Below are 1,278 nucleotides of genomic sequence, written 5' to 3'. Positions count from 1 at the left end.
GGCCTGCCGAGCCAGCTTCCGGACATCGACCCCGAGGAAACCAGCGAGTGGGTCGAGTCGCTCGACGGAGTCATCGACGAAGGCGGGACCAAACGAGCCCGGTACGTCATGTTGCGCCTGCTCGAACGGGCCCGGGAGCGACAGGTCGGCGTGCCGCCCCTGACCTCCACCGACTACATCAACACGATCCCGCCGGAGCAGGAACCCTGGTTCCCCGGTGACGAGTTCGTGGAGCGCCGGATCCGGGCGTACATCCGCTGGAACGCCGCGATGCTGGTGCACCGCGCGCAGCGCCCGGACATCGGTGTCGGCGGTCACATCTCGACGTACGCGTCGAGCGCCAGCCTCTACGAGGTAGGCATGAACCACTTCTTCCGCGGCAAGGACCACCCCGGCGGCGGCGACCACATCTTCTTCCAGGGCCACGCCTCCCCGGGCATGTACGCGCGCGCGTTCCTCGAGGGCCGGCTCAGCGAGAACGACCTGGACGGCTTCCGCCAGGAGCTGAGCCACCAGGGCGGCGGCCTGCCGTCCTACCCGCACCCCCGGCTGATGCAGGACTTCTGGGAGTTCCCGACGGTCAGCATGGGCCTCGGCCCGCTGAACGCGATCTACCAGGCCCGGTTCAACCGCTACCTGCACAACCGCGGCATCAAGGACACCAGCCAGCAGCACGTCTGGGCGTTCCTGGGCGACGGCGAGATGGACGAGGTCGAGTCGCTCGGCGCGATCGGCCTGGCCGCCCGCGAGGAGCTCGACAACCTGACCTTCGTCATCAACTGCAACCTGCAGCGCCTCGACGGCCCGGTGCGCGGCAACGGCAAGGTCATCCAGGAGCTGGAGGCGTTCTTCCGCGGCGCGGGCTGGAACGTCATCAAGGTCGTCTGGGGCCGGGAGTGGGACCCGCTGCTCGCCGCCGACACCGACGGCGCGCTGGTCAACCTCATGAACGTCACGCCGGACGGCGACTACCAGACCTACAAGGGCGAGTCCGGCGCGTACGTCCGGGAGAACTTCTTCGGCCGCGACCCGCGCACCCGCAAGCTGGTCGAGCACATGTCCGACGACGACGTGTGGAACCTCAAGCGCGGCGGGCACGACTACAAGAAGCTGTACGCGGCGTACAAGGCGGCCACCGAGCACACCGGCCAGCCGACCGTGATCCTGGCCAAGACGATCAAGGGCTGGACGCTGGGTTCGCACTTCGAGGCCCGCAACGCCACGCACCAGATGAAGAAGCTGACCCTGGACGACCTGAAGGGCTTCCGGGACCGCCTC

1 pseudogene is annotated in these 1,278 nt (G+C 68.3%); it reads left to right on the top strand.

What is annotated here, in order from left to right:
- Positions 1-1,278 (top strand): annotated as a pseudogene (locus tag CLV70_RS38840) (pyruvate dehydrogenase (acetyl-transferring), homodimeric type); the annotation flags it as partial.

Origin of the sequence: Pseudosporangium ferrugineum (assembly GCF_003002065.1) — a bacterium.
In the GTDB taxonomy this organism is placed as follows: Bacteria; Actinomycetota; Actinomycetes; order Mycobacteriales; family Micromonosporaceae; genus Actinoplanes; species Actinoplanes ferrugineus_A.
Note: the sequence above shows the minus strand (reverse complement) of the source record. Positions and strands in the feature narration are given on the sequence as shown.